Raw genomic sequence first — 24,132 nt, forward strand, 5'->3', positions numbered from 1 at the left:
CTGTTGGGCGTCGTCGCCGCTAACCCTGCCAATCGCCGTCTGATCGCCGTCCCGGGGTCAGGATCGCAAAGAAAAGGCACAGCATGACTGCGACGCTGAACGACACCGACGCCAGGTCGCCGTTCCATACCTCCCGCAATCGCCAGAAAAGCCAGTTGCTCGTCAGAAGCCCGAAGATGCCAATGACCGCATAGGCCCTCGCGGGCGGCAGGAAGGCGGGAAGGGACGGCAGCAGCAGGAGCGGGAGGAGGTAGTAGTGAATCCATCCCAGCGGGCCGAACAGGTTGAGCAGCAGCGACAGGGACATCAGCCGAACCGGTAGCCGGACCGCCTCCGGCATCCGTTGTGTCCTCAGCACCATCCAGAGAACAAGAAGCGCGAACACGGCCTTGCTCGCTAAACGTGCGCCCTCCATGCCGCTTCTGATGCGGACATTGTAGCCCGACACGTCCAGCGGTGGCAGGAGCCCAAGCCAGTCGCCCAGCACAGGAAGCAGCGGCGTCACCGAATAGTTGGTCGAACTGAGAAACAGCGTGTTCTGCACCACGTCGACGGCCGCACGAAAGGCGAGGTGGAGCTCCGGCCCGATCAAAAACAGGCCAAGCCCCCCGATCACGGCACAGGTTGCGGCAAATGCTCCAAGCGCGCGCCAGTTGCGATCCAGAAGGAAGATCAGGGCGAATCCGGCCGGCGCCAGTTTGAGCATAGCGGCCAATCCAAGAATGCTCCCCGCGAGCCCGGCGCGCCCTGCCAGGTAGCGTTCGAAGGCGAGCAACGTCAGGAAAGTTACCAGGATTTGCGGCTGCATCAAAAGGAATGCAAAGGTTGAGATCAGCGATGTCAGCAGCAGGCCCGCCGACATCATCAGCCAGATCCAGAGTGCGGGCGCACGCGGTCCCGCGATCCGCCATGCAAGCCAGATCGACAAGGCGCCGAGGGTTGCCTGGAGCACGGCCACCCCGTTGAAGAAAGCCTGTGGCGACACGGAGGTTGCAATCGGAGAGATCATGGCCGCCCACAGGGGTGGATAGACGTAGGGCGTCACGAACTGATCGCCCAGACCGAAGTCCTCCATGTAGGGCGCCCAGGTCGGGGGTGAACTCCCAAAGAACCCCGGCGGGGCGTCGTAGATCAGCTCCGGTTTCCCGATTCCGTAGAAATACCCGGCCATGTAGACCGCGGAGAGATCCGCCATGAAGGTGTTCCAGACCTCCATCAGGCCGATCGCGCACACCGCGACGACTGTCAGCACGCCAGCAAGGGTTTTCGGATCGGCGCGTCCCTGCCGCACCATGGTCTGATCTAGGACCATCCTGTCCTGCCTCCGACGGTGGAATGCCGGCGCTTTCCCTGCCCGGCCTTTTCTGCTCGGGACGTAGGGTGCCGGCACCTTGACGATCCTGTCAATCGAACCGGGATGCCCTGCCGACCGCTGTGGTTTTTCCGCAGCCCGTCCCTGCCTTCCCCGCACCCATTGACCTTGCCGCGGTACACCGCATCTTTTGGTCCGGTGAAACGAGCGGGGAAAACGTGCCATGGCGCGAAGCAAGATCACGACCAGCGCGACGGCGGCATCACCTGCCCGCCTTTGGAGCGAGTTTGTGTTGTTCTTTGGCGCCGCACCTCTGACCCTGGCGCTTCTGCTTCCGCCCGACAGGATGTTTCCGATGCTGTTCGCCGTGACAGCACTCGGGATGATCCTGCTGCACATGACGCCGAGTTTTCGTTGGGCCGACCTGCTCGACGGACGGGATCGGATCCGCTGGGGTGCTGTCGTTGGCATCGGCGCGCTGGTGCTGGCCTTCGGTGTGGCCTGGCTGGCGCTTGCACGGCCCGATGACTTGTTCCAGATCGCCCGGCGGCAGCCTCTGCTGCTGGCGATGATCCTGTTGCTCTATCCGCTGGTCTCTGCCCTGCCGCAGGAAATTGTCTATCGCGCGCTCTTCTTCCGCCGCTACGCGCCGATCCTGCCACGCCGCCCGAAGGCGATGCTGCTTGCAAACGCGGCCCTCTTCTCCATGGCGCACCTGATGTACTGGTCGTGGATCGTTCTGGTCATGACCTTCCTCGGCGGGCTGGCGTTCGCCTGGGCCTACCAGGTCCGGCGCAGCTTCCCCATAGCGGTCCTTCTGCATGCGGTGGCCGGGAACGCGATCTTCCTCGTGGGCCTCGGTGCGTATTTCTATTCCGGCAACGTTGTGCGACCTTTTTGAGGCGCTTCCGCCCGGAGTCCGGCAACCACAAATGCAGCAATGAAGAACAGCATCGACAGGAATCCCAGGACGGAGAACCACCTGTTCATGCCGACACCGAAGCTGCTTTGCAGGAACACCAGAAAGGTCACGTTGGTGGGTAGAACCCCGAGTGCGAGAATCATACCGCCTCTTGTCCAGCCGAAAACGGACAGGAACGTGGGCGCGAAGGCCAATGGCGCGATGTAGTAGTAGGGCCAGCTCAACGGGCTCAGAAGTCCGAGCGCAATCATGGAAACGGGCCAGATGGAGGTGTAGAGCGCCTGCTCTCCCATCCGGCGTGTGAACCAAACCGCAGCGGCCAACGTGGCAAGGGTGAGGACGCGTGTCGCGAGTGTCCAGACTGCCGTTTTCTCGACGACAAGCCAGTAGCCGCCGGACTCCGCTGCCGCGAGCGTTTGCACCGGCACCCGCGTCATTGCGCTGTCATCCACGAGATAGGCCAGGATATTGTCGAGCCCGATCCCGAATGGTGTCTTCATCGCGGAGGCCGACACCGCGTGAACCCCGGAGAGGAACTCCAGATGGAGCGGCCACCCGGCCAACGCGATGGAGCCGAGCCCAAGGGCAGCCCCCACGATCAGGAAGGACAGGACGGCCCGATGCAACCCGGCCGCCAGGAACAGCACGATGTAAAGCGCGGGGAACAACTTGATCGCGGCGGCGATTGCGAGCGCCGTTCCGGCGGCGACCTCCCGACCAGCGCGGGCCCTCTCGATGGCAACAAGCAGCAGGAAAGCGACCAGGATCTGGGGTTGGTTTTGCTGAATTGCGATGTCGCCGACAGTCGACAGTGACAGGATGGTCCCACCCGCGATCACGTATATCAGCGGATGCAGCGGTGTCCGCACCGCGCGCCAGGCCAGCAATACCACCGCCAGGAGCAGCATCGGGTTGACGAGATTTGCCAGCGACCGGAATTGCGCAAAGCCGATAACCTCTGTCACCGGCGCCATCAGGTAGGCCCAGAGAGGCGGGTAGAGATACGGGAAGACCGTGCTCTGGTGGCCGGTTGCGGCGGCCATGTCCAACCACTCCGGCAGGGGTGGCTGCATGGTAAAGGCGTCCGGATAGCTGGAATATATCAGGTCGGGACGTTGGTCCGCTACGGCCTGCCCGGCCAGCCACAATGCGAGAAGGTCTTCGCTCGGGCGATAGAGATCCGGCAGGATTACGAAGCCCACCGCCAGAAGAACTGTCATCGCCAACGCGGCAAACGCGATGGTACGGATCGGCGTCATTACAGTCCTCCGGCCGCCCCGGCTCTCACCGTCGGCTTGAGCCAGAGACGCTAGCAGAACAGGGATTCGCCAGATATCGGCAACCATCCACACGGGGGCTGCCGGGGTGGATTGTTGCTGGCACGACACGAACTGTCGTCACGTCACGCGATAGAGATAGTCCCGTGTCAGCGGCACCGCATCCTGTCGCCGGGACAATTGCACCTGAAACACAACCTGGTTGTGATAGCGGAACGACATTTCGCTCGCGGTCAGGTAGTAGCGCCACATACGACAGAACCGCGCGTCATAGAGCGCAAGCGCTGCACCCTCGTTGGCCGCGAACCTTTCCCGCCAATGCCGAAGGGTCTCCGCGTAGTGCAGCCTCCAGACCTCGACATCAGTCGTCCAAAGCCTTTCCTTTTCGACGGCGGCCATCACTTCCGACAACGCCGGCAGGTAGCCCCCGGGAAAGATGTACTTGGATATCCACGGGCTGGTGGACCCCGGTGGCGTGTTCCGTCCGATCGTGTGTACGACCGCAATCCCGTCGACGGTCAGCCGGTCCCGGACATGGCCGAAATACTCCCGGTAGTGCGGCACACCCACGTGTTCGAACATGCCTACTGAAACAATGCGGTCGAACTCTCCCGTCACCTCCCGATAGTCCATCAGGCGGAACTCTGCCCGGTCGGCCAGCCCCGCCATCTCTGCCCGCTGCTGCGCCACCGCATGCTGTTCTCTGGACAGGGTCACACCCAGCACGTGCGCACCATGCTCGCCGGCCAGTGTCAGCGCCATGCCCCCCCAGCCGCAGCCGATGTCGAGTACGCGCATGCCCGGCTCCAACCTCAGCTTGCGGGCAATATGGGCCTTCTTCTGTGCCTGGGCCTGCTCCAGCGTGTCCTCTGGCGACCGGAAATAGGCACAGGAATACTGGCGATCCTCGTCGAGGAAGAGGTCGTAGAGCGCGCCCGACAAGTCGTAGTGGTGGGCCACGTTCTGACGCGCACGTTGCAGAGGGTTGTATTGCTGCACCCGCCGCAGGAGGCGCCGCAGACCAAGGTTCAAGCGAATGGCCCAACCGGATTTTCCCGCACCGCGGTTCATCAACAGGAGCGCCAGGAACCCGGGAAGATCGTCTCCGTCGATGGTCAGGTCCTGATCCATGTAGGCCTCCCCCAGCGCGAGATCGGGGTTCAGGATCAGACGTCGCGGGAGTGTGGGGTCGTGGAGCCAGATCGTCACTTGCGGTCCGCTCCCGTTGCCGTAGGTGCGCTCGACCACACCCGCGCCGCGAACTGTCAGCCGCCCGTCATGAACGATCCGTTCCAACAACCGATCCAGCAATCCGCTCCACATCCCGACCTTGCCTCGCGCCTGCCATGCGCCCACTGCCAACCTCCGACCAGCGAAAAGTCTGGCATCCCGGGCCCTCCTTGTCGAGGTTTTCGACCACGGGCGGCTCGAGTGCATAGCGGCCATTCCATTGTATTTCTGGAAGAAATGGATAGGTTCGCTGCACAGGAATGAATGCCATAAACCACCCGTTGAACCTCACCATCGACCTGTATCTCCAGCGTATGGAAAAGCGCGGTGCCTTCCGGGAACTTCCCGGGGAGGGAGAACCGGTGGAGCTGTCCAAGGACACGCCCTCGGTAATCAACAGGATGATGGCGGAAGCCGATGTGAAACCGGCGGCAGTCGTGCTTTACCGCAAACAGACTGACCTTCGGGCCCGGCTCACTGCGTGCATGGATCCGGCAGAATGCAAGGTCATCCAACGGGAACTTGCAGATCTGCAAACTCGCCTTGCCATCGAACTCGAAAGCCTGAATCGGTTCGGGTAGCCCCTGCGCCGGCCGACCCCCGCCCCATCCTCCTGCCACGAATGCACCGAGGGCGCCGGATTATCTGATCCGACGCCCTGCGGCAGTCTCTGCTTGATAGGCTTTTTTTAAAGACCGTGGGCTTCCAGGCTTCGCACTTCCTGTGCCTTGAACTGGTTGAAACGGGGCATGAACTTGTCCCACTCAACCGTATGTGCGTCGAACTCAGGCCCGTCGATACAGGCGTGCATCCGAACGTTCTTTCCGTCGCGCACCACCGGCACCATGCAAGCGCCACACATGCCGGTTGCATCGACCATGATCGAGTTGAGGCTCACCACCGTCGGCACGCCAAAGGGCTGCGTCAGGTCGCTCACCGCGCGCATCATCATCGGGGGACCGACGGAAATGACCTCGGCCAGCTTGCGCCCCTTGGACATATTGTTGTCCTTGAGCATCTCTTCCAACGGACCGGTCACGAAACCGGCCGTGCCGAAGCTGCCGTCATTGGTGCAGTAGATGATGTCGATCTTGTCGCCGTACTTCGCTTTCAGAAGCCCCATCCGCTCATCGTCGCCGGTCCAGAACAGGTGATCCGCGGAACGGAAGCCGATGACCATGGTCACGTGGTTGCCGATCTCCAGATGCGCCTTGGCGATAGGGTAGATCGCCGGCAATCCGACGCCGCCAGCGGCAAAGACGACGGTCTCGTCCTCGGCGTAGCGATGCACCGCGCTCGGCCGCCCGAGCGGACCGGCAATACCGGAGAAGGACTCGCCTTCCGACATGCGGTTCATCAGCTTGCTCGATGTGCCCAGCCCCTGGATCACCAGGTCGATGGTCCCGGCGTCCGCATCCCAGTCGGCCAGCGTCAACGGGATCAACTCGCCATCGTCGCTCGCCAACACCCGCACGAACTGCCCGGCACGAGCGGCCTTGGCCACCACGGGCGCGTTGATCGTCATCTCGACGATCTCCTCGGCCACCTCGGTATGCTTGAGGATAACCTGGCTTGCCTGCCCCATGGCCGTGTAGGCTTCGGCCTTCTTCACGCGCTCCCTGATCTCCTTGGCATCGAAGGGGATATCGCCAACGATCTGGCGCGCGGCCGCCTGTCCGTCGCCTGCCGCGAGGATCGCGGTTGAGCCACCCCGGGCAGCATCGCCACCGGTGTAGACATCCTTGACGGAGGTCTCCTGGCCTTCCTCGACCTCGATCGTGCCCCACTTGGAGAGCTTCAGATCCGGCTCCGCCTCGGGGATGATCGGGTTCGACTTGTTGCCGAGCGCCATGATGACCAGGTCAGCCGGCATCTCGATCACCTCGCCCGTTGGCTGTGGACGCCTGCGACCGGACGCATCCGGCTCGCCGAGTTCGTTCACATCCACGATTGCGTGAGTCACGAAATGTGTGTGGCTGTCGCCCACGAACTCCTTGGGTCCGCGCAGCTCGGAGAGGATGATCCCCTCTTCCAACGCGTGGTGAAGCTCTTCGACCCGGCAGGGCATCTCGGCCTCTGTCCGGCGGTAGACGATCTGCACCTTGCCACCCAGTCGCTTGGCGGTGCGTGCGGCATCCATCGCGGTGTTGCCCCCGCCGATGACCAGGATGTGCTTGTCCTTCACCTCCGGCAACGGTGTCTCGTACTCGGGTGACCGCCCGCGCATGAGGTTGACGCGGGTCAGGAACTCGTTCGCGGACATAACACCATTCAGGTGCTCACCGGGAACGTTCATGAAGGTCGGCAGACCTGCGCCCGAGCCGACGAAGATCTTCCAGAACCCCGCGTTCTTGAGGTCATCCAGCGTCGCCGACTTGCCGACGACGAAGTTCTTCACGAACTTGCCGCCAAGAAGGTCGATCTTCTGAACCACGTCGTCGATCAGCGAGTTCGGCAGCCGGAATTCCGGAATGCCATAGCGCAGCACGCCGCCCAGTTCATGGAACGCTTCGAACACGGTCACAGGATAGCCTTCAACCGACAGCAGATAGGCATTGATCAGCCCGGAAGGGCCGGACCCGACAACAGCGATGGGGGGTTTGTCGGCCTTCGACCAAGGGCTGATCGCGCCCTTGAACCGTTGCAGCCGGTCCGGATCGGCCAGTTTCTCGTGCTCCGGCAGATACCACTCCAGCTGACCGATCTCGATCGGGCGCTTGGTATGTTTGCACACGCCCTGGCACTGGTGTTCCTGCGGACAGACGCGGCCGGTGACGTTGGGCAATGGATTGGAGCTTTCGATCAATTCCAGCGCCTGCCGGATCTTGCCGTTGCCAATCAGGTCCAGCATCTCGGGGATGTGGATCTTCACAGGGCAGCCGCCGGCCGCCTTCGCTTCACGCTCGCGCACTTTCTCCATCAGCACGCCAAGTTCGCAGGGGCGATCCTCGCATTGCTTGTCGCGCATCACTTCGAGCCAGACGAACAGGTCCACCTCGCGCAGGGAATATCCCAGCGCGCGGTAGCCGAGGTAGCCGGTGTTCACCAGATCGAAATCCTGGCTGCGGTCCTCCGGCGGGCGCACGTAGGGCGGGATGAAGTTCTCCGCCGGCCAGCCCTTGGACAGCCCCTCGAACATCGGGTAGCGGCCCGAAAGGTGCTGGTCCAGTGCGCGAATGAACTTGCGCTTGTACTTCAACGGCAGGTCCCAGAGGAACCGCTGAAGCACCGTGCTCATGTCATCCTCCCGCAAGAGGAGGTTCCAGAGAACGCCGATGAAGCGTTCCCCGAGTTCAGGCTGCTGGAACTCCCAGGCCATTGCCTGGGTTCCATCTGCGACGAAGACATTCCTGAGCGAGCGGGGATCCGCCGCCAGATGCTTCTTCAGGACCTCGATCTGTTGCTGGAACAGCTCGTCCTGAGTTGTGGTGGCCTCGACGTTCATTTGATGATCTCCGAGTCGCAGTTCGCGGCGACCTTGGCCATGCGGGCTTGCAGCTGATCCGTCACCTCGACCTTGTCGAGCGCGCCCGGCACCATGTGCGCCACCTGCTTTGCCTCGCCATCCACGACGATCTTCGTCAGCTCGAAGAGCTCCGGTATCTCCTGATAGCAGGTCTTGCAATCGGAGCAGAGCGGCACGTCTTCGTCCCGGATGAAGGGAAGCCCTGTCGCGCTCTCCTCCACGGCCGGAGCCCCTGCCGGGGCGGGCGCGGCACTTGCCACGGGCGAGAGTGCCCCGCCAAGCCCGACCGCAGCCGGTGCGTTGGAGGCTGCGGCAAGCTCGCTCATGCCGGTGGCGATGCTGTCCATCGTCTCCTCGCGGGCGTTCACGGCCTCTTCATAGCGTTGTTGCAAGGCTGTGACTTCGGCGTGGTGTGCCGCATCAAGCTGCTCGACAGGCATGCCGGCCAGATGCTGCAACGTCCGCCATGCGCGACGGCGTTCCTCGACCAGGTGCACGACCGTGGTGCCGACCTCCAGCCGGATCAGCCGGCGGTCGTCGTCCGTGGCGTAAACGAAGGGCACCTTGCCCATCCGATCGGCCAGCGGCAGGTCGATATACTCTGTCACGGGCACGCCGACGGCGCCTTCGGCCATCGGACGGAACTGCTTCTTGAAGCGGGTTTCGTCGAAGGCGAAGTTGGCGGGCGTCAGCGGCACGTCCATGAGCTTGAGCGTACCATCCTCGACATACTCGATCGTCGTGGTGGCCCAGTCCTTCTCCACGGCGGGGTTGCCATCGAGCGAGAACCGCTCCTCGATCGTGTCGCCCGCATTCGGGTCGTGCACGAAGACCGGGCTGATCCGGGCCTCCACGGCCAGCTTGGCACGCTGGCTCGCAGCGGCATCGGCGATCCCGTGCTCCGCCTGACATGGCGTGTAGACATCGAGCAGCGCGGGCGAATCCGTGTGCTCCAGGAACTTGACCATGTTGCGCAGGAAGTGCCCGGGCACCGAGGTCGCGCTCTGCACCACGAGGACGTCGGGGTGGAAGGCCGCGATCAGGCCAAGCTCCTTGCGGTCTTCCTGTTTGCCGTGGGAGGCCGGGCCGAAGCGGCTGAGGTCGCTGTCCTGCCCGGAGAGCGACGCCGTGGAGGCTTGACCGCCGGTGTTGGAATAGACGCCCGAATTCAGTACCATCACCTTTACCGGCGTGTTCGACGCCAGCAGGCGGGACAGTGCCCCGAAGCCGATATCATAGGCCGCACCGTCACCGGAGATGTTGATCACCGTCGGCAGCAGCTTCCGCTCCTCGGTAGAGAAGTTCTGCCACTCAAAATTGCGGAAGAAGGCGTCGTCGGCGGTGTCATAGGCATCCGCCAGTTCCAGCTTCGCGGTGCGCAGCGCCTTGAAGTCGACCGTCGCCGTCGCCGTGATCCCCTCGAAGATCCCCTTGGAGAGCGCCGGGCCGTCCTGGAACAGGCTGTTCACCCAGGGATCGTTGTAGGGGTTGTAGGGGAAGGTCGAGGCATAGACAGAGCTACAGCCGGTGGCATTGGCGACCACCATCGCGGCCGGGCCGTTTCCGGTCGGTCCGCCTTCCATGAGGAAAAGACGCTTCTCCAGCACCTTGACCGCTTCGGCAATCCGATCCTTGCGCGCCGCATCGTCGACTTGCGGCAGCTTGGCTTCCAGATCGGCAACCATGCCCTCCAATTCGCGGACATGTGCCTTGCGGCGCCGGTCGTGGATGGCGTGGGTGGCCGAAACCACCTGCCGGATCGCGGTCACCTCGCCGCAACCGCGGCAGGCACCGTGTCCACCGGTAGTGGCATAGTAGGTGTCGCGGTCGAGCATCATCCGCTTGATGTCACCCTCGGGTTCGAAGGCGGATTCGATGTATTTCGAGGGCGTGTTCGGTGTCTTCGACAGGAACTCGAACTCGGCCTGAAGCTTCTTCAGAAGTGGCTCGTCCTGCTCGGCCTCGCTCAACGCGGCAGGGCCACAGACATCGATGCACTCAAGGCAGCCGGAACATTTCCACGGGTCGATGACCACGGAGAAGAGGCCACCGGACCCGGCACGCTCGGCTTCCATCGCATCGAAGAACGGACGCGTCCGGGAGACAGGCAGCAGCCCCGCCGCCTCCGCCATGCGGGCGAGGTTCTTGCGCACGACGGCACTTTCGACGTCGAGCGTCTCGACCGCCTCCGCCACCAAGGCACCAAACGGTTTGGTCTCCTTGCTTTCGCCATAGGCGGCGCGGACAGCCTCACCGACAGGCCGCACGTGATCGCGCAACACGTCCCGTTGGGCGGCCGGCATCTCGACCTCCTTGAGGGCGGTCAGCAGCAGGTCGTCGATATCGAAGACCGTCGCCGGGATCGCGGCATCCGGGCAGACCATGGTGCATTCCAGGCAACCGGTGCAAAGATCGGCATCAAGCACTGGAACATCGCGCCGGAACAGGCCTTTGTCCCGTGCGGCTGCGGTGCCGGACGGCATGAACATGCCGCTGCCGGGCAAAACAGGTGCCTCCCCGATAGTGCCTTCGCGGAAGGGCGCGGCAACCGTCTCCTCGTAGTAGCCGTGGTCGAACAGACCCGTCGGAGACGAGTCCTGCGCAATGCGGCACATGTTCGTGGAAATCTCCGGACCGAACTCGGCCACCGGATCCGTCGTCACCTCTGCGAACTCGGGTTGCGTGTAGTCCACCGTGACCGTTGCCTCGGCGCCGTCGCGGATCACGGCCATGTTGCCATCGACAACCGCCTTGCCTTTGGAACCGAACTTCTTTGCGATCTGGGTGCGGATCTTCTCCAACACCGCATCCCGGTCGGCGCCGGCCGTGATGCGCTCCACATGGCTGCAAACCGCGCCGATGAAGGCGATGCCCATCATGCGGGTTTCCAGCTCGGGTCGCGGGGCGTGCTTCTTGGCAATCGCGAAACCGTCCAGGACAAAGAAGCGGATCTTCTTTCGGACGATGAAGTCCCGCATCGCGGCCGGAAGCTCCTTCCAGACCTCAAGCGGCGACAGGCTCGATTGCAGCACGAAGGTGCCACCCTCGACCAATCCGCGCAGGGGGTTGGAATGGACGAAGACTTTGTGGTCGGGCGAGACCACGACCTCCACATCCTCCAGATCCGCGTTGGTGATCTTCACCTCTTCGGGGCTGAGCGTGATGTAGTAGTTGGTTGGCGCGCCGGACTTCTCGGAGCCGTATTTCGGTGCGGCCTTCGAGTGAAGCTTCAGGGCGTTGGCCAGAATGTCCGTCAGCAGCTTGCCGGTGGCAATGGTGCCGTATCCACCAACCGAGTGGAAACGGATGCGCAGCCCGTCTTCGGGCAGAAGCCTCGGGTTGGGCTTTGTCTCCAGCGCCATCAATTCGGTTTCAGGATAGGCCGCGCGCAGCTTGTCCTGCAATTCGGCGAGTTGCGGGCTCGGCGTCTTGGAGAAGAACTGGCTGCCAAGGTAGACAAACGGCGCGCTGCCTTCGTCCATGTTGTCGAAGGCGGCAATCAGGTGCCGCGGCTGAAGATCGTGCGCACCGAGCCCGAAAATGGCCGTGGTCAGGCGCGGCAGACGCTTCAGCGCCGGGATACCGGGGTACCGGTCCTCCTCGACATTCTCGACCGCCTTGACCAGAGCCTGGTTCACCAGCCCGGTGAGCGCCGTGACGTCGGACCGCTCCAGAACCGTCACTGCTCGCTTTCCGGCCAGCGCCTCGACAAGTTCGGCCTCCGGGAATGGCTGAAGCATCTTGATCGAGACGACCCCGACCTTGCGGCCCTGACGGCGCAGGTAGGCCGCCACAGCTTCGGCATCGTCGGTCACTGAACCGAGGCCCACCAGAACGGTTTCGGCATCGTCGCACTGGTAGGTCATCACTGGCTTGTATTCGCGGCCCGTGAGTTCGGAATACTCTTCCATCGCCTCGCGGACGAACCGGGGAACGTCACGGACGAAGTGGGTGCGGTGATCGACGGAGCCAGCCTGATAATCCGGCTGGTTCTGCACGCCGCCGGTCAGGCCCGGATTGTGCACATCCACCTGCGCAGGCACACGTTGACGGGTGCCCTTTTCATAGGCGTTGATCCACTGCCGGCGCCATTGTGCGTGCAGTTCTTCGGGCACTTTCGCGAGGGTCTGCTCGACCATCGCGCCATCGTTGTCCTGCTCGATCGCGTCTGCGTTGGCATCGAGGAAATCGATCAGCGCAACGTAGTCGTCCTGCATCATGTCCGAGCTGTGGCGCCCGAGGTAGCGCTTGAGCTGGAAGACACGGCCCTTGGCACCGAAGAGCATTTCCTGCGCCACGGTCGGGCATTTGATCCGGCCCGCCGGATCACCGAGGAACCGCTGCAGCAGTTCGTCCTCCGGCATCATCACCTCGCTCATCATGTGGGAGGTGACAAATCCGTCCATTGAGTTGGCAACCGGGATCATCGACATCGCGCTGACCTTGTAGGAGATCGCGGCGAGATCCGCGGCTTCCTGCGGGTTCGAGCCAAAGAGGATCGTGTAGCCCGACGGCAGCAGCGCATAGACATCGTCATGTCCTGCCATCACGTTGAGCGAATGGCGGGAGACGGAGCGCGCGGCCACCTGCATGACGAACCCGCCAACCTTCTTGCCGACGGTCACGTAGTGGGATTCGATGCCGTAAAGGATGCCCTGGCTCGACGACGCGTTGGAGATATACTGTCCGCCGGTCAGAGCCGCGCCCAGGGCGCCGGACTGAGCCGAGTGCTCTCCTTCAGGTTCGAAGAAGAACGGGTGTCGCCCCCAGAGGTTCACACCACCGCCGGCGCGGAAGGCCTCGTAAATCTCCGCGATCTCCGTGGAAGGCGTGATTGGATAGCCGATCACCCCTCCGCACACCTGGCCCATCACTTGGGCAATCGCCCCATTTCCGTGGATGACTGTGGCTAGCCCCGGAAACTCCGGAGGCGTCGGAAGCGTATCTTTCATGTGTCTTACCCGATTTTGGCTGCCCCCGATCTAGACGCATATGATCAGACAAAACATGCCGCTTAACCGCACACCGATGGCAAACGCCTCAAAATCGGGCGGATTGTGCACGTGCAGCAAAGGGATTTCCGAGCGCGGCCCCGGCAATTTGTCAACTTTTGCAAAGGCCTGAACGGCATTTGGCAAGCGCCCGGAAAGCCATGCAATCAGAGGAAATCCGGCATGCCGTTTTTGCACCCCTTATGGTAGCGCCAAAACTCCCGCAATGTCCTTTCGCGGGCAGATAAAATGCAGAAATATTATGCCTCTAGTCGCACAGGAATCGCGCCCCGCCCCGCCGCGTCGCTCCGGCCGGACTTGACAAACAAAACAGGCGCACGCCGGTGTCGGCGCGCGCCCGCTGTTTCGCAATCTCGCTGGCTCAAGCGTGGATGGGTCCGTCTCCGCATGCCATGGCTGCCTCGCGCACCGCTTCCGATGTGGTCGGGTGGGCGTGGCAGGTGCGTGCGAGATCCTCGGCAGATGCCCCGAACTCCATCGCGACGCAGATTTCGTGGATCATCTCGCCAGCCACCGGGCCAATGATGTGAGCGCCGAGGATCCGGTCGCTTTCCTTGTCCGCGATGATCTTCACAAAGCCCTCTGCCTGCATCATCGCCTTGGCCCGGCCATTGCCCATGAAGTTGAACTTGCCGACCTTGTAGGCGCGTCCTGCCTCCTTGAGTTGCTCTTCCGTGGCGCCGACCGACGCAACCTCCGGCGTGGTGTAGATCACACCCGGGATCAGGTTGTAGTCGATATGGGGCTTCTGTCCGGCGATCATCTCTGCCACGGCACCGCCCTCGTCTTCTGCCTTGTGGGCAAGCATTGGCCCGTCGATCACGTCACCGATGGCATAGATGCCAGGCACGTTGGTCCGGTACTGCGCATCGACCTCGATCTGGCCGCGCTTGGAGACTTTCACGCCGAGCTTGTCGAGCCCAAGGCCCTCGGTATGGGGCACGCGGCCGGTGGCGCAGAGCACGACATCGGCATCGATCTGGTGCTCGCTGTCATCCTTGCGCAGCTTGTAGCTGACCTTAGCCTTGGTCTTCAGCGTCTCGACCCTGGAGACGGCGGCACCGGTGATGATTTCCAGCCCCTGTTTCTTCAGGATCTTCTGGAAGTTGCGCGCGACCTCGCCGTCGGCGCCCGGGGTGATGCCATCCATGAACTCGATGACCGTCACATCCGAGCCAAGACGCTTGTAGACAGAGCCCAGCTCAAGGCCGATCACACCGCCGCCGACGACAACCATCTTTTTGGGAATCTTCGGCAGCTCCAGCGCACCGGTCGATGTGACGACGATCTTCTCGTCGATCTCGACCTCTGCGCCGGGGATCGATGCGGCGTCGGATCCCGATGCGATGATGATGTGCTTGGCCTCGTGGACGTCGTCGCCGACCTGGACCTTACCGGCGGCCGGGATCGAGCCCCAGCCCTTCAGCCAGTCGATCTTGTTCTTCTTGAACAGGAACTCGACACCCTTGGTGTTGGCACCGATCACACCATCCTTGTAGTCGAGCATTTTCTTCCAATCGATTTTCGCACTGGCGGTCTTGATGCCCATCTCCTCGAAATTGTGGTCGTTCTCATGAACGAGATGCGAGGCGTGCAGCAGCGCCTTGGACGGAATACAGCCAACGTTGAGACAGGTTCCTCCAAGGGTGTCACGTCCCTCGACGCATGCGGTTTTAAGGCCCAACTGGGCACAGCGGATGGCGCAGACATAGCCGCCGGGGCCGCTGCCGATTACGATGACGTCATAATTTGGCATGGTGTGTTCCTTTGCGGTTGGGGGGCGTCATATGGCGGCGTGGGAGGGGGGGGCTGTCTGCCCCCCCGGGCGCTGGCGCGCCGCCCCCCGAGGATATTTCCGGAAAGATGATTGGGCTGCCGCCCGGTTGACTACAGGTCCATCAGCAGGCGGCGCGGGTCTTCGAGCGCTTCCTTGACCTTCACAAGGAAGGTCACGGCGCCCTTGCCGTCGACGATGCGGTGATCGTAGCTGAGCGCGAGGTACATCATCGGGCGGGCGACGATCTCTCCGTTGATGACCATCGGGCGCTGCTGGATCTTGTGCATGCCGAGTATGCCCGATTGCGGCGGGTTGAGGATCGGCGAGGACATCAGCGATCCGTAGACACCGCCGTTGGAGATCGTGAAGGTGCCGCCCTGCATTTCAGCCATGGAAAGCTTGCCGTCACGGGCGCGCTTACCCTTCTCCGCGATTGCCGCCTCGATCTCCGCGAAAGACATCCGATCGGCGTCGCGAATAACCGGAACGACGAGCCCCTGCGGTGTACCGGCCGCGACGCCCATGTGGACGAACTTCTTGTAGACGATCTCGTCCCCGTCGATCTCGGCATTGACCTCTGGAACTTCCTTGAGCGCAGCGCAGCAGGCCTTGGTGAAGAAGGACATGAAGCCCAGGCGCACACCATGGCGTTTCTCGAACTCTTCCTTGTACTGGCTGCGCAGGGCCATCGTCTCCGTCATGTCCACCTCGTTGTAGGTGGTCAGGATCGCGGCGGTGTTCTGCGCGTCCTTCAAGCGGCGGGCGATGGTCGAACGCAGGCGGGTCATCTTGATCCGCTCCTCGCGAACGGCGTCTTCCGCCGGGACCGGAGCGCGGGGGGCAGCCGGCGCGGCAGGCTTCGCCGCAGGCTGCGCCAGGGCGTTGATGACATCTCCCTTCATAACGCGGCCGTCGCGGCCCGAACCCTGAACGTTCGCCGGGTCGATGCCCTTCTCTGCCATCAGCTTGCGCGCGGAGGGCGCATCGGCGACGTCCTTGCCGGCGGCTGGGGCTGTGGCGGGCGTCGGTGCTGCGGCGGCAGGCGCTGCGGTCGCGGCGGCGTCCCCGGAGGAAATCACGGCAAGCTTCGCGGTGGCATCCACGGTGCTTCCCTCGGCGGCAACGATCTCCGTCAGCACGCCGGAGGCGGGGGCAGGCACTTCGACGGACACCTTGTCCGTCTCCAGCTCGCAAAGCATCTCGTCCTGTGCCACGGCCTCTCCGACGGCTTTGAACCACGTGGAAACGGTCGCTTCCGTGACGCTCTCACCCAGGGTCGGGACCATGACGTCGACCGCGGCCCCACCGGAAGCCGCCGGGGCCGGTGCGGCCTCGGACGGGGCTTCCTTGGCGGGTGCGGGCGCGGCCCCTTCACCTGCCTGCAAGGTGGCGAGAAGGGCATCGACGCCCACTGTCTCCCCCTCCTCGGCGACAATCTCTCCGAGGACACCGGCCGCAGGTGCCGGAACCTCCACGGTTACCTTGTCGGTTTCCAGCTCGCACAGCATCTCGTCGACGGCGACGGCATCTCCCGGCTTCTTGAACCAGGTGGCAACGGTCGCCTCGGTAACGCTTTCACCCAGAGTCGGGACGCGGACTTCAATGGTCATTGCTTACTTTCCTTCAGTGGTCAGCGCTTCGTCGATGAGCGCGGCTTGCTGTGCTTTGTGCATGGAGGCCAGGCCGGTGGCTGGCGAAGCGGAAGCGGAGCGGCCGGCATAGGCCGGGCGCTTGTAGGCTGCACCGATGCGGGTGAGGACCCACTCGATATTCGGCTCGATAAAGGTCCAGGCGCCCTGGTTCTTGGGTTCCTCCTGGCACCAGACCATCTCCGCCTGCTTGAAGCGCTCCAGCTCTTTCACCAGCGAGATTGCCGGGAATGGATAGAATTGCTCGATCCGCAGCAGGTAGATGTCGTCGATCCCACGGGCATCGCGCTCTTCCAGCAGATCGTAGTAGACCTTGCCCGAACACATGACGACGCGCTTGATCTTGTCGTCCGACACCAGGTTCGTGTCAGAATTGCCCTTTTCCGCATCGTCCCAAAGAACACGGTGGAACGAGGAGCCTTCTGTGAAGTCTTCCCGGTCCGAGATGCAGAGCTTGTGCCGCAGCAGCGATTTCGGTGTCATCAGCACCAGCGGCTTGCGGAAGCTCCGGTGCAACTGACGACGCAGGATGTGGAAATAGTTCGACGGGGTCGAGACGTTGGCGACGATCCAGTTGTCCTGCCCACAGCTTTGCAGGAACCGTTCCAGGCGGGCGGAGGAGTGCTCCGGACCTTGCCCTTCGAAGCCATGCGGCAGCAGCATCACGAGCCCCGACATCCGCAGCCACTTGCTTTCACCCGAGGAGATGAACTGGTCGAACATGATCTGGGCGCCGTTGGCAAAGTCGCCGAACTGGGCCTCCCAGAGCGTGAGCGCATTCGGCTCGGCAAGCGAGTAGCCGTATTCGAAGCCGAGCACCGCGTATTCCGAGAGCATCGAGTCGATGACCTCGTACTGCGCCTGCCCCTCGCGGATATGGTTGAGCGGGTAGTATCGCTCTTCGGTTTCCTGGTTGATGAAGCCGGAATGGCGCTGTGAGAACGTCCCGCGCGTGGAATCCTGCCCCGCGAGTCGGACCGGGTAGCCCTCGGTGAGCAGCGAACCGTAGGCCAGCGCCTCCGCCGTTGCCCAGTCGAAGGCCTTGCCGGTGTCGAACATCTTCTTCTTGGCTTCAAGAAGTCGGCCAACCGTCTTGTGCAGCGGGAAGCCCTCCGGGACTGTCACCAGCGCTTTGCCGACCTCGTCGAAGGTCTCGTCGGCAATCGCCGTTTTGCCACGCTGGTACTGGTCGCCTTCCCGGTCGAGATGCGACCAGCGGCCATCGAGCCAATCCGCCTTGTTGGGCTTGAACTCCTTGCCGGCCTCGAACTCGTCGTTCAGGTGCGCCTGGAAGGCGGCCTTCATATCCTCGATCTCGCCTTCCGGGATCAGGCCATCCTTGACCAGCCGCTCCGTGTAGAGAGCCAGCGTGGTCCGGTGCTTCTTGATCCGGTTGTACATGACCGGGTTGGTGAACATGGGCTCGTCGCCCTCGTTGTGCCCGAACCGGCGGTAACAGAAGATGTCGATCACGACGTCCTTCTGGAACTTTTGTCGGAACTCGGTCGCGACCTTGGCTGCGTGCACGACGGCCTCCGGGTCGTCGCCGTTCACGTGGAAGATCGGCGCCTCCACAACCAAAGCATTGTCCGTCGGATAGGGCGAGGACCGCGAGAAGTGCGGCGCGGTGGTGAAGCCGATCTGGTTGTTGACGACGATGTGTATCGTGCCGCCGGTCCGGTGCCCCTTCAGGCCGGACAAGCCGAAACACTCCGCCACGACCCCTTGACCGGCGAAGGCGGCGTCGCCGTGCAGCAGGATCGGAATGACCGAGGTGCGCTGCGCATCGCCCTTCTGGTCCTGCTTGGCACGAGACTTGCCAAGAACCACCGGGTTCACCGCTTCGAGGTGTGACGGGTTCGCGGTGAGCGACAGGTGCACCGAGTTGCCGTCGAACTCGCGGTCGGAGGAGGCGCCGAGGTGATATTTCACATCGCCGGAGCCATCCACGTCCTCGGGCTTGAACGAGCCCCCCTGGAACTCGTTGAAGATGGCGCGGTAGGGCTTGCCCATCACGTTGGCGAGCACCGAGAGACGCCCCCGGTGCGGCATGCCGATCACGACCTCGGTCGCACCCAGCGCACCGCCGCGCTTGATGATCTGCTCCATCGCCGGGATCAGCGCCTCGCCCCCATCAAGACCGAAACGCTTGGTACCCATGTACTTGACATGCAGGAACTTCTCGAAGCCTTCCGCCTCGACCAGCTTGTTGAGGATCGCGCGACGGCCCTCGCGGGTAAACTGGATCTCCTTGCCGAAGCCCTCGATCCGCTCCTTCAGCCATGCGGCCTGTTCGGGGTCGGAAATGTGCATGTACTGCAACGCGAACGTACCGCAATAGGTGCGCTTCACGATCTCGATGATCTGGCGCATCGAGGCCATCTGGAGGCCAAGCACGTTGTCGATGAAGATCGGGCGATCCATGTCGGCATCGGTGAAACCGTAGGAGGCCGGGTCGAGCTCCGGGTGCGGGGTCTGGTCCCGCATGCCCAGCGGGTCGAGATCCGCCACCAAATGACCCCTGATCCGGTAGGCCCGGATAATCATTAGCGCGCGGATCGAGTCGAGCACGGCCCGCTTGACCTGCTCCTCCGAGACCTCGACGCCGGTTTCGGCGGCCTTGGCCTGGATCTTCTTTCCGGCGTCGGCGACTTCCTCGGTCGGCCATTCGCCCGTCAGCGCCGCGGTCAGTTCGTCAGCGACGTACCCATTGTCCCGTGCCCAGGACGGTCCGGCTGCCTCGGCACGGACTTCGCGTTCACCGTCCCCGAGCTGGCGGAAGAACTCGACCCAGGCTTCGTCGACCGATGCGGGGTCCGACGCATAGCGGGCATAGAGCTGTTCCACATATTCTGCGTTGTGCCCCTGCAGGAAGCTTGAGGCGTGGAAGATGTCGTTGGGGCTATGTTCTGTCATTCTGTGCTCCCTTGGAGACGCGGGGTCTTTCGATCTGGTCTGGCCGTTCTGCGTGCTGGGGTCGTCCGCCGCGCAACCCGGTCGGCGCGGCCGGGTTCCACGGTCTGAAACTGGTATGAACGGTTGCTGTTGTCATGTTCAATTCACTCTCTGCCTCCCGCACCGGTCCCTACAACCACAAGGCCGGCGCATAGCGGCGCGACACGCGGCGCAGGTATCCTTTCGCGCGCGACGGCAGGTCATTGTAATCCTTTCCCGATTCGGCACCGACTCCATGCATGACGGGTTGTACCCTGAACCGGGGATAGAACCGGGGGTCCCGCCCCTGGGCTTCGATATAGTCAGGGAACAGGGCCAGTTCGACCGTGTAGCTCACACCGTCAGGTGTCCCGACAACGGATTTCTTGCCAAGCAGGTAGTCCCGGTATCCCCGGGACGTGAAGGCGATGATGCGGGTATCGGCCCAGTCGTTGGTGCCCAGCAGGTTCCCGATATGGGGCACTGACCGGATATCGATGCAGAAATCCATGTCCGCGGGCGTCGTTTCTATCAGCTCGGCGATGTTCTCGATGATAAGCCGCCCGGTGACCTTCCAGTACTTCTCAGTGTCCGCGAGATCACCAAAGAACGCCTCATAGGCGCGATCGAGCATGTCGAGCTCACTGTGGCCCTTGCCATACTCCTCCGGCGTATCGGAGACAAAGCTCAGGAACTCGACCTGCTTGCCGAGGGGGTTCGCGGTCTCTGCAATCTCCCGCAGGGTGGAAAGATCGGCACCGGAGTTTTCGCAGAAGATGATACGCGACAGGGCGGACGACCGAACACCGAGGTAGAACCGCAGGGCGTCCTCATAGTCGCGACGCCGCAACCCGGGGTCTGCCCGAAGCGTCACGCCGGCACCAGCAGCCGGAACGATTGTCGCGGTCATCACGAGAGTGCTCATGCCGCGCCCTCCGCCATCGTTTGCCGGGGCGACAGCGCCGGAACGCGACACAGGATATCCTGTGCGATTCCACGAATAACGCTGGACCTTGCGAAGGTCCGCTCCTGCCAGGCCTTCAGTGTTTGCCCGATGGCTTCTGCCTCTTCCGGCCGCTCCAGCAAGTGGCAGCAGCCTGCGACAAAGCCCGTCGGGTCGTCTGCAACCGGAATGATCGGCGCAAGGTCCGCGCCGAACCCGCGAACGGACTCGGGCGTCGAGACCACAGGCCGCGCATAGGCAGCCGCCTCGATCAGCTTCACCTTGGATCCGCTGGCCTCTCGCATGGGACAGATTGCCAGCCGGGCACGTGCATATTCCGGGTCAAGCACCTCCACCGCGCCGACGATATCGACCCCCTCCAGATCCAGACCCTCGTCACGCAGGCTCTCCCAGGCGCCGACCCCGACCAGCCGCAACCGCGTCCGTGGGAAGGCCGCCCGGATGGGCTTCCAGCAGGTTTCAAGGAACCACCGCATGCCATCGCGGTTGGGCCGGTGCGCGTGGGATCCGACGAACAACAGGTCGTTGCCGGATGCGGCCCCGGGCACACCGCCCGCGCCGAATGCCAATGACGCCACATTCGGAGCGACGCTCGTCGCTGTACCGGGCAATTGCCAGATATCCTCTGACGCCGCGAACCAGACATGATCAGCCCGCGCCAGGCCCCTCTTCAGGTGCGCCCGGTGGCGCGCCAGAACGATACTGTCAAAGAGGCCCTGAAGGAATGGCACCCTGATCCTCGAGGCAAAAGCGCTGGCCAACCGCTGGTCGTCGCGGTCATCGACATCGACAAGAACCGGGACCTTGCGTTCGACATTCCCCGATATGGGACCAGCCACGGGCAGTCCGGTGGCAAGAAACACGCGCGCATACCGGTTGAGGACAGCCTCGGCACCGGTCTCGTCGACGAGGCGGCAAAGGCTCTCCTGCAATGTCGGGTCGATACCATAGCGGACACGCGGCACCAGCAGTTCGTGCATGAGGTCAAGTGTTTTGCGGATGGGACCACGCATGGGCGGGGCCACGCGATCGCTGCGCACAACCGCGACGCGATCTGCCTCCGGAAAGGCCGCGCGGAGGTCAGCGTCACTCATGTCGCCAACGCCGAGCACCGACACCGATCCGAGCTGTCCCGCGGCTTCGGCAAAGAGCCGGGAGCGCTGTCCGCCACCCGTACGCGGATCGAGACCGATGGCCGGAACCACCAGGACGATACCAGAGAGGTGTTGTCGCTCCATCACAGGATATCACCGCGTCCGTTGGTTTGTGGCAATGCCCCCCGTATCGCACGGAGGGCATGAACCTTGTCTTCGCTGCCTGCCCCGGTGCGCCACGCATTGGACACGGGGCCCGAGGCGACAGGCCGGCACAGGCCGTCAGCCGATGGCCTTGAGCACCGCCTCGCCAAGATGTGCGGGGCTTTCGGCAACAGTGATACCCGCCGAGAGCATCGCCTCGATCTTGTCTTCGGCCCCGCCCTTGCCGCCGGCAACGATTGCGCCTGCGTGGCCCATACGGCGACCCGGAGGTGCCGTTCGGCCAGCGATGAAGCCCGCGGTCGGCTTCCAGCGACCCTTCTTTTTCTCGTCGGCGAGGAACTGGGCGGCTTCCTCTTCCGCGGAGCCTCCGATCTCGCCGATCATGATGATCGACTGGGTCTCGTCATCCGCCAGGAACATCTCCAGCACGTCGATATGCTCGGTGCCCTTGATGGGGTCGCCACCGATACCGACTGCCGACGACTGGCCAAGGCCACTGTCTGACGTCTGTTTCACCGCTTCATATGTCAGCGTGCCGGAACGGGACACGACGCCAACCGAACCACGCTTGTGGATGTGGCCGGGCATGATGCCGATCTTGCAGGCATCCGGCGTGATGACACCGGGGCAGTTCGGGCCGATCAGACGGGATTTGCTGTCCATCAGCGCACGCTTCACCGTCTGCATGTCCATGACCGGAATGCCTTCGGTGATGCAGACGATCAGCTCCATCTCGGCGTCGATCGCTTCAAGGATCGAGTCGGCCGCGAAGGGGGGCGGGACATAGATCACGGTCGCATTGGCCTCGGTCCGTGCCTTGGCCTCATGGACCGAGTCGAACACCGGCAGGTCGAGGTGGGTTTGGCCACCCTTGCCCGGGGTCACGCCACCGACCATCTTCGTGCCATAGGCAATCGCCTGTTCGGAGTGGAAGGTGCCTTGCGAACCGGTGAAGCCCTGGCAGATCACCTTGGTGTTTTCATCAACGAGAACAGCCATTCTTCTTATCCTTTCACCGCTGCGACGATCTTCTTGGCGCCATCGGCCAGATCATCTGCCGCGATCACGTTCAGACCGCTCGTGGCAATGATTTCCTTGCCCTTTTCCACATTCGTACCCTCAAGGCGCACGACAAGCGGAACTTGCAGGCCCACTTCCTTGACCGCGGCGATCACGCCTTCGGCGATCACGTCGCAGCGCATGATTCCACCGAAGATGTTCACCAGGATGCCCTTCACGTTGGGATCGGAGGTGATGATCTTGAAGGCCTCGGTCACCTTTTCCTTGGTGGCGCCGCCACCAACGTCGAGGAAGTTCGCCGGCTCGGCGCCGTAGAGCTTGATGATGTCCATGGTCGCCATGGCAAGGCCCGCGCCGTTCACCATGCAGCCGATGTCACCGTCGAGGGCGATATAGTTCAGATCGAACTTGGACGCTTCGAGTTCCTTCGGATCCTCTTCGGTATCGTCGCGCAGCGCGGCCACGTCGGGGTGGCGGTAGAGCGCGTTGCCATCGAAGCCCATCTTGGCATCGAGGCACTTGAGATCGCCGCTGTCGGTCACGATCAGCGGATTGATCTCCAGCATGTCCATGTCTTTCTGCACGAACATCCGGTAGAGCGTCTTCATCAACGCAACGCACTGCTTCACCTGCGGTCCTTCGAGGCCGAGCATGAACGCGATGCGGCGCCCATGGTAGCCGTGGTAGCCGGTGGCCGGATCGACCGAGAAGGACAGGATCTTCTCGGGGGTCTCCGCGGCAACCTCCTCGATGTTCATGCCACCTTCCGTCGAGCAGACGAAGGAGATGCGCGAGGTCTGGCGGTCGATCAGCAAGGCGAGGTACAGCTCGCGCTGGATGTTGGCACCTTCCTCGATATAGACGCGGTGGACTTCCTTGCCGGCGGGGCCGGTCTGTTCGGTCACCAGCGTGCGGCCAAGCATTTTCTTGGCCTCTTCCGCAGCTTCCTCCACAGATTTGGTCAGGCGGACACCGCCTTTTTCACCGGCTTCCGGTTCCTTGAAGGACCCCTTGCCGCGACCACCTGCGTGGATCTGGGCCTTGACCACCCAGAGCGGGCCGTCGAGTTCGCCGGCGGCCGTCTTGGCCTCCTCTGCCCTGAGAACGATACGGCCGTCACTGACCGGGGCGCCGAAATCGCGAAGGAGTGCCTTCGCCTGGTATTCATGGATATTCATGAAATTGTCCCGTCTTGCTGCGATTTTGGATTGATTGGCATGTCCGGCCCCGTGAACCAAAGGTTTTCTTGCTGTTCTGCCAGGATTTCGCCGAAAATCCGACCAATGTGATCACACCGGCAAATTGTGTGA

At 62.9% G+C, this 24,132-nt stretch carries 14 protein-coding genes; 2 read left to right on the plus strand and 12 right to left on the minus strand.

Features of this window, described 5'->3' with window-relative positions; all coding sequences use genetic code 11:
- Positions 1–19 precede the first annotated feature (19 nt).
- Complete coding sequence (locus CLV78_RS17150; RefSeq protein ID WP_158263587.1) at positions 20–1,312, minus strand: glycosyltransferase family 87 protein; 1,293 nt, start codon at positions 1,310–1,312, stop codon at positions 20–22.
- Positions 1,313–1,535: 223 nt separating this feature from the next.
- Here CLV78_RS17150 and CLV78_RS17155 point away from each other — a divergent pair, with 223 nt between their 5' ends.
- On the plus strand, positions 1,536–2,213 hold the full coding sequence (locus tag CLV78_RS17155; protein ID WP_106206305.1) for a CPBP family intramembrane glutamic endopeptidase: 678 nt from the start codon (positions 1,536–1,538) through the stop codon (positions 2,211–2,213).
- Here the strand turns inward: CLV78_RS17155 and CLV78_RS17160 are convergent.
- Entirely contained in the window at positions 2,183–3,493 is a 1,311-nt protein-coding gene (locus CLV78_RS17160; RefSeq protein WP_158263588.1) for a glycosyltransferase family 87 protein, read from the minus strand. The genes CLV78_RS17155 and CLV78_RS17160 overlap by 31 nt on opposite strands.
- Before the next feature lie 138 nt (positions 3,494–3,631).
- Positions 3,632–4,834 carry an SAM-dependent methyltransferase gene (locus CLV78_RS17165; RefSeq protein WP_106206551.1) on the minus strand — a complete coding sequence of 401 codons (1,203 nt, stop codon included), beginning with the start codon at positions 4,832–4,834 and terminating at the stop codon, positions 3,632–3,634.
- Positions 4,835–5,001: 167 nt separating this feature from the next.
- On the opposite strand from CLV78_RS17165, the gene CLV78_RS17170 reads away from it, so the two are divergent.
- Positions 5,002–5,322: a DnaJ family domain-containing protein gene (locus CLV78_RS17170; protein ID WP_106206309.1), complete on the plus strand. Its 321-nt coding sequence runs from the start codon at positions 5,002–5,004 to the stop codon at positions 5,320–5,322.
- Positions 5,323–5,429: 107 nt separating this feature from the next.
- Here CLV78_RS17170 and CLV78_RS17175 read toward each other — a convergent pair whose 3' ends face one another.
- From CLV78_RS17175 to sucC, 9 genes are all read right to left on the minus strand, one after another.
- Positions 5,430–8,186 carry a sulfide/dihydroorotate dehydrogenase-like FAD/NAD-binding protein gene (locus CLV78_RS17175; RefSeq protein ID WP_106206311.1) on the minus strand — a complete coding sequence of 919 codons (2,757 nt, stop codon included), beginning with the start codon at positions 8,184–8,186 and terminating at the stop codon, positions 5,430–5,432.
- Positions 8,183–13,159, minus strand: coding sequence for a 2-oxoacid:acceptor oxidoreductase family protein (locus CLV78_RS17180; RefSeq protein ID WP_106206313.1), 4,977 nt, complete (start codon positions 13,157–13,159; stop codon positions 8,183–8,185). The genes CLV78_RS17175 and CLV78_RS17180 overlap by 4 nt, the downstream gene beginning before the upstream one ends.
- A 421-nt stretch (positions 13,160–13,580) precedes the next feature.
- A complete protein-coding gene (gene lpdA, locus CLV78_RS17190) occupies positions 13,581–14,975 on the minus strand; it encodes a dihydrolipoyl dehydrogenase (RefSeq protein ID WP_106206317.1) in 1,395 nt (464 codons plus the stop codon).
- A gap of 131 nt (positions 14,976–15,106) precedes the next feature.
- Positions 15,107–16,606, minus strand: a complete 1,500-nt coding sequence (gene odhB / locus CLV78_RS17195) for a 2-oxoglutarate dehydrogenase complex dihydrolipoyllysine-residue succinyltransferase (protein WP_106206319.1) — start codon at positions 16,604–16,606, stop codon at positions 15,107–15,109.
- 3 nt (positions 16,607–16,609) lie between these two features.
- Positions 16,610–19,561, minus strand: coding sequence for a 2-oxoglutarate dehydrogenase E1 component (locus tag CLV78_RS17200; protein ID WP_106206321.1), 2,952 nt, complete (start codon positions 19,559–19,561; stop codon positions 16,610–16,612).
- A gap of 169 nt (positions 19,562–19,730) precedes the next feature.
- Complete coding sequence (locus CLV78_RS17205; protein ID WP_106206323.1) at positions 19,731–20,504, minus strand: hypothetical protein; 774 nt, start codon at positions 20,502–20,504, stop codon at positions 19,731–19,733.
- Positions 20,501–21,781: a glycosyltransferase family 4 protein gene (locus tag CLV78_RS17210; protein ID WP_106206325.1), complete on the minus strand. Its 1,281-nt coding sequence runs from the start codon at positions 21,779–21,781 to the stop codon at positions 20,501–20,503. Before CLV78_RS17210 ends, CLV78_RS17205 begins: the two co-directional genes overlap by 4 nt.
- 138 nt (positions 21,782–21,919) lie before the next feature.
- Entirely contained in the window at positions 21,920–22,801 is an 882-nt protein-coding gene (gene sucD, locus CLV78_RS17215) for a succinate--CoA ligase subunit alpha (RefSeq protein ID WP_106206327.1), read from the minus strand.
- Between the two features lie 5 nt (positions 22,802–22,806).
- Positions 22,807–24,000 carry an ADP-forming succinate--CoA ligase subunit beta gene (gene sucC / locus CLV78_RS17220; protein WP_106206329.1) on the minus strand — a complete coding sequence of 398 codons (1,194 nt, stop codon included), beginning with the start codon at positions 23,998–24,000 and terminating at the stop codon, positions 22,807–22,809.
- Positions 24,001–24,132: the final 132 nt, after the last annotated feature.

This window comes from Aliiruegeria haliotis, from assembly GCF_003003255.1.
In the GTDB taxonomy this organism is placed as follows: Bacteria; Pseudomonadota; Alphaproteobacteria; order Rhodobacterales; family Rhodobacteraceae; genus Tropicimonas; species Tropicimonas haliotis.

What these genes read in the sequence shown, in the direction of transcription:
- CLV78_RS17160 (WP_158263588.1), bottom strand. Translation starts at nt 3,493, where the DNA reads ATGACGCCGATCCGTACCATCGCGTTTGCCGCGTTGGCGATGACAGTT.
- CLV78_RS17175 (WP_106206311.1), bottom strand. Translation starts at nt 8,186, where the DNA reads ATGAACGTCGAGGCCACCACAACTCAGGACGAGCTGTTCCAGCAACAG.
- CLV78_RS17165 (WP_106206551.1), bottom strand. Translation starts at nt 4,834, where the DNA reads ATGTGGAGCGGATTGCTGGATCGGTTGTTGGAACGGATCGTTCATGAC.
- sucC (WP_106206329.1), bottom strand. Translation starts at nt 24,000, where the DNA reads ATGAATATCCATGAATACCAGGCGAAGGCACTCCTTCGCGATTTCGGC.
- CLV78_RS17155 (WP_106206305.1), top strand. Translation starts at nt 1,536, where the DNA reads ATGGCGCGAAGCAAGATCACGACCAGCGCGACGGCGGCATCACCTGCC.
- CLV78_RS17170 (WP_106206309.1), top strand. Translation starts at nt 5,002, where the DNA reads ATGAATGCCATAAACCACCCGTTGAACCTCACCATCGACCTGTATCTC.
- CLV78_RS17200 (WP_106206321.1), bottom strand. Translation starts at nt 19,561, where the DNA reads ATGACAGAACATAGCCCCAACGACATCTTCCACGCCTCAAGCTTCCTG.
- CLV78_RS17210 (WP_106206325.1), bottom strand. Translation starts at nt 21,781, where the DNA reads ATGGAGCGACAACACCTCTCTGGTATCGTCCTGGTGGTTCCGGCCATC.
- sucD (WP_106206327.1), bottom strand. Translation starts at nt 22,801, where the DNA reads ATGGCTGTTCTCGTTGATGAAAACACCAAGGTGATCTGCCAGGGCTTC.
- odhB (WP_106206319.1), bottom strand. Translation starts at nt 16,606, where the DNA reads ATGACCATTGAAGTCCGCGTCCCGACTCTGGGTGAAAGCGTTACCGAG.
- CLV78_RS17180 (WP_106206313.1), bottom strand. Translation starts at nt 13,159, where the DNA reads ATGAAAGATACGCTTCCGACGCCTCCGGAGTTTCCGGGGCTAGCCACA.
- CLV78_RS17150 (WP_158263587.1), bottom strand. Translation starts at nt 1,312, where the DNA reads ATGGTCCTAGATCAGACCATGGTGCGGCAGGGACGCGCCGATCCGAAA.
- CLV78_RS17205 (WP_106206323.1), bottom strand. Translation starts at nt 20,504, where the DNA reads ATGAGCACTCTCGTGATGACCGCGACAATCGTTCCGGCTGCTGGTGCC.
- lpdA (WP_106206317.1), bottom strand. Translation starts at nt 14,975, where the DNA reads ATGCCAAATTATGACGTCATCGTAATCGGCAGCGGCCCCGGCGGCTAT.